Raw genomic sequence first — 6,548 nt, forward strand, 5'->3', positions numbered from 1 at the left:
TCGAAGGTCCCAGGATCAATAGATCTTGGAGAACTTTTCGATGTTCGACTTGTCGAACTGGAAGGGCGGAGCCATCGCAGCCGAGTTGGTGTCGTCGAGCGTGACCTTGCCGACGCGGCCGATCGACAGCGTAGCACCGGGCTTGGCCTCTTCCTTCTTCACCGCCAGGTCGTGGGCGAGGTAGACGGCGGAGTAGCCGAGATCGATCGGGTTCCACAGCGCAACCGCCTGGCTGGCGCCATTGTCGATGAACTTTTTGAACTCCGACGGCAGCGCCAGGCCGGTGACGTTGACCTTGCCGATCAGGCCTTCATCGGTCACCACCTGCGCGGCGGCAACGACGCCGACCGTGGTCGGTGCGATGATCGCCTTGAGGTTCGGATAGGACTTCAGCAGGCCCTTGGCTTCGTCCGTGCTCTTGGCCGAGTCGTCGTCGCCATAGACGGTGGCGACGAGCTTGATCTTGGGGAACTTCTCCGGCAGCACCTTCTTGGCCGCGTCGATCCAGGCATTCTGGTTGGTCGCGGTCGAAGAAGCCGACAGGATGGCGACATCGCCGCCTTCCGGCAGGTAGTCGGCGGCCAGCTTGATGATGGTCTCGCCGATCAGGTTGGTATCGGAGGGGTTGAGGTGAAGCTGGCGTCCTTCCGGCGCGACGCCTGAATCCCACGAGATGACGGTAATGCCGCGCTGCATCGCCTTCTTCAGCACTGGCACCAGCGCGTCGGCGTCGTTCGCCGAAATGGCGATGGCATTGACCTTCTGGGCGATCAGCGAATTGACCACTTCGATCTGCGCTTCGGCGGTCGCCTTGGTCGGGCCGGTGTAGATGATGTCGACATCGCCGAGCTCCTTGGCCGCCTCTTCGGCGCCCTTGTTGGCGGCGTCGAAGAAGCCGTTGCCGAGCGACTTCACCACCAGCGCGATCTTGACGTTTTCGGCGTAGGCGGCATTCACGAACATGGCGGCGGAGAACGCCGCCGTAACCATCAGTTTCTTCAGAAAGCTCATCGAATATCCTCCCTTGAGCGTTGCATTCCATCGCCGCTGCGGGCGCGAGTGGTTCTCAGGCCTGCAGCGAAGATTCTTCCTTGTTGGTTGCCGTTGTGCGGGCGATGATCAGCGTCACGCCGGCGGTCTCCAGCATCTTGGCTTCGCGATCCTCGATGGCGTCGTCGGTGATCACCGTGGCGATGCGCGACAGGCCGCACAGGATCAGGCTCGAGCGTTTGCGGAACTTCGAGGAATCGACCAGCACCACCAATTCGTCTGCCTGGTCGATCAGTTTCTGCTCGGCCTGGATCAGCAGCGGGTCGCCTTCCATAAGACCGAGCGGCCCCAGCCCTTGCGCGCCCATGAACATGCGGCGCGCGTAGAAATTGCGCGTCACGTCATTGTCGAACGGCGACAGGATGATGTTCTGCTCGCGGTAGATGGTGCCGCCCGACAGCATCACCGTGTTCTTGGAGTGCCTGAGCAAGTGCTCCGCGATCGGGAAGGAATTGGTGAAGATCGGCATGCGGCGGCCGGTCAGGAAATGCACCATCTGGAAGGTGGTGGTGCCGCCATTGATGATGATCGGCTCGCCGTCCTTGCACAGTTCGACGGCTTCCCGCGCGATTGCCCGCTTCTGCGAAGCGTTGATGGTCTCGTTGACGGAAAAGGGCCGGCCGGCCAGGCCGATGAACTGCGGCGGCGAAAGCGCCTCGGCGCCGCCGCGCACCCGGCGCAGCCGTTTTTGCACATGCAATGCCGCGATGTCGCGCCGGATCGTCGCCTCCGACGACTCCGTCAGGTCGACCATCTCCTGCACCGTCACCACAGGCTTTTCCTGGACGGCGGACAGAATGATCCTGTGGCGCTCTTTCTCGTGCATGGTTCCTCCCTGCCGGAGCATCTAGTCACCCAAAGCGCGCAGTGTCAATCATTTCCGATCAGATAATTTCATTGTGCAATGCAATATGACTGATATTGATCGTTTGTGATTGACAAGGCCGCCGCTTGCGTAGAAATTCGTACAAAAGGGACCCGCGCCGTTTGCGTGTCCCAAAGGGAGGATACCTATGCTCGACAAGCGCTCCGGGACGCGCCTCGCCAATCTTTGGGATGACGCAAAAGCGCAAGCAATGAGCGAGCCCGAACGTCTGGTCTATCGCTCGAATGTTCTTGGCTCCGACAAGCGCGTCACCAATTATGGCGGCGGCAACACCTCCTCCAAGATCTGGCAAAACGATCCGCTCACCGGCGAGAGCGTGGAAGTGCTGTGGGTCAAGGGCTCGGGCGGCGACAGCGCCTCGATCAAGCTCGACGGCTTCGCCACGCTCTACATGGACAAATTGCGCGCGCTGAAAGGTCTCTATCGCGGTCTCGAACATGAAGACGAGATGGTCGGCTATCTGCCCCATTGCACCTTCAACCTCAACCCGCGCGCGGCTTCCATCGACACGCCGCTGCATGCCTTCGTGCCGAAGTCTTATGTCGACCATATGCATCCCGATGCCATCATCGCCATTGCCGCCGCCAAGGATTCGCAGGCGCTGACCAAGGAGATCTTCGGCGACACGATCGGCTGGCTGCCATGGAAACGTCCGGGCTTCGAGCTCGGCCTGTGGCTGGAGAAATTCTGCCGCGAAAACCCCGAAGCCAAGGGTGTCGTACTGGCCAGTCATGGCCTGTTCAGCTGGGGCGACACGCCGAAGGAATGCTACGAGACAACGATCTCGGTGATCAACCAGGCGATCGACTGGTTCGAGCGCAAGAGCCAGGGCAAGCCGATTTTCGGCGGCGAAGTCGTCAAATCCCTCGATGCGCCTGCGCGTCGCGCCGTGGCCGCAAAACTGATGCCGAGGATCCGTGGCCTGATCTCGGAGAACAGCCACAAGCTCGGCCATTTCGACGATTCCCCTGCCGTGCTCGAATTCGTCAATTCCAGGGATTTGCGGCCGCTGGCGGCACTCGGCACGTCCTGCCCGGACCACTTCCTGCGAACCAAGATCCGGCCGCTGGTCATCGAGTTCGACCCCCAAAATCCCGACGTCGATGCCGTCATTGCCCGTCTTGCCGATGATGTGGCGGAGTATCGCGTCGGCTACCGGGCCTATTATGACCGCTGCAAGCACGCGGATTCGCCACCGGTGCGCGATCCGAACGCCGTCGTCTATCTGATGCCCGGCGTTGGCATGTTCACCTTCGCCGGCGACAAGGCGACGGCGCGCATATCGGGCGAGTTCTACGTCAACGCCATCAACGTCATGCGCGGTGCCTCGACGGTCTCGACCTATGTCGGCCTGCCCGACCAGGAAGCCTTCGACATCGAATACTGGCTGCTCGAAGAGGCAAAGCTGCAGCGCCTGCCGAAACCAAAGGCTCTTGCCGGCCAGATTGCGCTGGTCACCGGCGGCGCCGGCGGCATTGGCCGGGCCACCGCCAACCGGCTGCTGCGCGAGGGCGCGTGCGTCGTGCTGGCCGATATCGACGAAGCAGCCCTTGCCGGCGCCAATGACGAGCTTGCCAAGGCCTATGGCAAGGATTTCGTGCGGCCCGTAGTCATCAACGTCACGTCCGAGGATCAGGTGATCTCCGGCTTTGCCGAAACGGCGGTCGAATTCGGCGGCATCGATATTCTGGTCTCCAATGCCGGCCTGGCCTCCTCGGCGCCGATCGAGGACACCACGCTGACGCTGTGGAACAAGAACATGGACATCCTGTCGACCGGCTATTTCCTGGTTTCGCGGGAGGCGTTCCGGCTGTTTCGGGCGCAGAAGATCGGCGGCAACGTCGTCTTCGTCGCCTCCAAGAATGGGCTTGCCGCATCGCCAAACGCCGCCGCCTATTGCACTGCCAAGGCCGCCGAAATCCATCTGGCACGCTGCCTGGCGCTGGAAGGCGCGGAAGCGCAGATCAGGGTCAATGTCGTCAACCCCGACGCCGTGCTGCGCGGCTCGAAGATCTGGAGCGGCGAATGGAAGGAACAGCGCGCCGCCGCCTACAAGATGTCGACCGACGATCTCGAGGAGCACTACCGCTCGCGTTCGATGCTGAAGCGGTCGGTGTTCCCCGAAGACATCGCCGAGGCGATCTATTTCTTCGCCTCCGATATGTCGGCCAAATCGACCGGTAACATCATCAACGTCGACGCCGGCAACGCACAGAGCTTTACGCGATAAGCAGTCGTTTGAGGGTTGGCGCCGACGCCGGAGCTTTACCCTTCTCCCCGTTACCATACGGGGAGAAGGTGCCGGCAGGCGGATGAGGGGCAGCGCCAACCGAACGCATTTGGGAGGAAACTTTAGTGTCCGAAACCATCATCTCCGCCGATGTTGTCGAGAAAGATAATGCCGCGCGCAACGCCAATCTCAAGCGCGACTACGAGTCCCTCGGCGAGCGCCTCGACCGCCGCGGCATCGCCATCGACGCCATCCGCGACAAGGTCGAGAAATTCGCCGTCGCCATCCCGTCCTGGGGCGTCGGCACCGGCGGCACCCGCTTTGCCCGCTTTCCCGGCGCCGGAGAGCCGCGTGACATTTTCGACAAGATCGAGGACTGCGCCGTCATCCGGCAATTGACGCAGGCGACGCCGACCGTCTCGCTGCATATTCCCTGGGACAAGGCCGATCCGAACCGGCTGAAGCAGGCGGCATCCCGCTTCGGCCTCGGCTTCGACGCCATCAACTCCAACACCTTCTCCGACGCCAGGGACCAAAAACTTTCCTATAAATTCGGCTCGCTGTCGCATGCCGATGCAGCAACACGCCGGCAGGCGGTCGAGCACAACCTCGAATGCATCGAGATCGGCAGGACGCTGGGCTCCAAAGCGCTGACGGTATGGATCGGTGACGGCTCGAACTTTCCCGGCCAGGTCAATTTCGCCAAGGCATTCGAGCGCTATCTCGACGCGATGAAGGAGATCTATGCCGGACTGCCGGACGGCTGGAAACTGTTCACCGAGCACAAGATGTACGAGCCGGCCTTCTATTCGACCGTCGTGCAGGATTGGGGCACCAACTACATCATCGCCAACGAGCTTGGCGACAAGGCGTTCTGTCTGGTCGACCTTGGCCATCACGCCCCCAACGTCAACATCGAGATGATCGTGTCGCGACTGATCCAGTTCAAGAAACTTGGCGGCTTCCATTTCAACGATTCGAAATATGGCGACGACGATCTCGACGCCGGCTCGATCGATCCCTACCGGCTGTTCCTCGTCTTCAATGAACTGGTCGATGCCGAGCTTGCCGGTGCCGAAGGTTTCGATCCGGCCCACATGCTCGACCAGAGCCATAACGTCACCGATCCGATAGAAAGCCTGATGTTGTCGGCGGTCGAGGTGCAGCGCGCCTATGCCCAGGCGCTGCTGGTCGACCACAAGGCGCTCGAAGGCTTCCAGGACGCCAATGACGCGCTGATGGCGACGCAGACGCTGAAGACAGCCTATCGCACCGACGTCGAGCCTATCCTTGCCATGGCGCGGCTGAAGACCGGCGGCGCCATCGATCCGGTCGCCGCCTACCGCGCCGCGGGCTACCGGGCGAAGGTCGCAGCCGAACGGCCGGCGGTGGCAAGCGTCGGCGGTGGGATTGTTTGATATTGGCTGAAAAACGAAAACCCGCCTAAGGCGGGTCGTCGGTGCGAATCAATTGCGATTGTTGCGTTTATAAGCCCAGGCTTGGGCGGATCGCATTCCAGTCTTCCCAAGCATTCTCAAGCCTGATGTCATCATAGCCGCGCTTCTCCGCCACCTGCGCGGCGACGTCGTATGGCATCGCCATGCATGCGGCGCTGTCCCTGATCGCCACGACTTCGTCCTCAGTCAAAGGCGAGCCCTTTTGCTGTTCGCGATTGAGCAGAACCGCCACAAGCGATGGGATCGCTACCAAAACCAACTGCTCGTCGGTCACGTCAAATTCTCTGTCGGCTTGTACTTCACCAGCTTCTTGAGCCGCTCGCCCAAGGGCTTCTCGTCGTCGCGTTCAGGCCCGCGGGCTACGTCCTTGAAGTTGTGGATCTGGGATTGCTTCGGATCAGCCATGCTTGCGCCTGTACCATGCTCAGTGGCTGCGGCCTATCCTTGCCATGGCGCGGCTGAAGACCGGCGGCGCCATCGATCCGGTCGCCGCCTACCGCGCCGCCGGCTACCGGGCGAAGGTCGCAGCCGAACGGCCGGCGGTGGCGAGCGTCGGCGGCGGGATTGTTTGATATTGGCTGAAAATGAAAACCCGCCACGAAGGGCGGGTCGTTGGAGCCAATTAGCACCATATCCAAATTAGTAGCATAGCTGCCGGCACAAAGCAAGAACAAAGTTGCTGTATAACTGAAAAATTCTGAGAGCCGCGATGAAGCGTGGCCTTGCTACCAACGCTGCGGCGCTCAGCAGTTACGGCATGGATCCTAGGGTCTCCGCGACGCAGCGGAGACCCTAGGATCCATATGTGGACGGCGCCCTGCCTGCAACGGTTGTTTTGCGTCGTTTTCGATCGCTTGCGTCCATATGTCCGGCCTTTGAGCACGGTCCTTGCGGCCGCTGGCCAAGGTGGGGTTCGCGACGCCCG

General features: G+C 61.4%; 6 protein-coding genes and 1 pseudogene. 3 read left to right on the plus strand and 4 right to left on the minus strand.

Going from position 1 to position 6,548, the window contains the following annotated elements:
* Window positions 1-15: 15 nt before the first annotated feature.
* Both rhaS and NKH59_RS20000 read right to left on the minus strand, forming a co-directional pair.
* Entirely contained in the window at window positions 16-1,011 is a 996-nt protein-coding gene (gene rhaS, locus NKH59_RS19995) for a rhamnose ABC transporter substrate-binding protein (RefSeq protein ID WP_352448664.1), read from the minus strand.
* Between the two features lie 55 nt (window positions 1,012-1,066).
* Window positions 1,067-1,876 carry a DeoR/GlpR family DNA-binding transcription regulator gene (locus tag NKH59_RS20000; RefSeq protein ID WP_352488252.1) on the minus strand — a complete coding sequence of 270 codons (810 nt, stop codon included), beginning with the start codon at window positions 1,874-1,876 and terminating at the stop codon, window positions 1,067-1,069.
* A 187-nt stretch (window positions 1,877-2,063) separates the two neighbouring features.
* On the opposite strand from NKH59_RS20000, the gene NKH59_RS20005 reads away from it, so the two are divergent.
* Both NKH59_RS20005 and rhaI read left to right on the plus strand, forming a co-directional pair.
* Window positions 2,064-4,166 (plus strand): bifunctional rhamnulose-1-phosphate aldolase/short-chain dehydrogenase, encoded by a 2,103-nt coding sequence (locus NKH59_RS20005; RefSeq protein ID WP_353022818.1) that lies wholly within the window; start codon window positions 2,064-2,066, stop codon window positions 4,164-4,166.
* Window positions 4,167-4,291: 125 nt separating this feature from the next.
* Window positions 4,292-5,584 (plus strand): L-rhamnose catabolism isomerase, encoded by a 1,293-nt coding sequence (rhaI, locus tag NKH59_RS20010; protein WP_353022820.1) that lies wholly within the window; start codon window positions 4,292-4,294, stop codon window positions 5,582-5,584.
* Between the two features lie 67 nt (window positions 5,585-5,651).
* Here the strand turns inward: rhaI and NKH59_RS20015 are convergent, their stop codons facing one another.
* On the minus strand, window positions 5,652-5,897 hold the full coding sequence (locus tag NKH59_RS20015; RefSeq protein WP_352470138.1) for a hypothetical protein: 246 nt from the start codon (window positions 5,895-5,897) through the stop codon (window positions 5,652-5,654).
* Window positions 5,894-6,028, minus strand: a complete 135-nt coding sequence (locus NKH59_RS20020) for a hypothetical protein (RefSeq protein WP_352470139.1) — start codon at window positions 6,026-6,028, stop codon at window positions 5,894-5,896. Before NKH59_RS20020 ends, NKH59_RS20015 begins: the two co-directional genes overlap by 4 nt.
* Before the next feature lie 26 nt (window positions 6,029-6,054).
* Between NKH59_RS20020 and NKH59_RS20025 the strand changes: the two are divergent.
* Window positions 6,055-6,195: pseudogene (locus NKH59_RS20025) on the plus strand (sugar isomerase); the annotation flags it as partial.
* Window positions 6,196-6,548: the final 353 nt, after the last annotated feature.

Origin of the sequence: Mesorhizobium sp. M0998 (assembly GCF_040318885.1) — a bacterium.
Classification (GTDB): domain Bacteria; phylum Pseudomonadota; class Alphaproteobacteria; order Rhizobiales; family Rhizobiaceae; genus Mesorhizobium.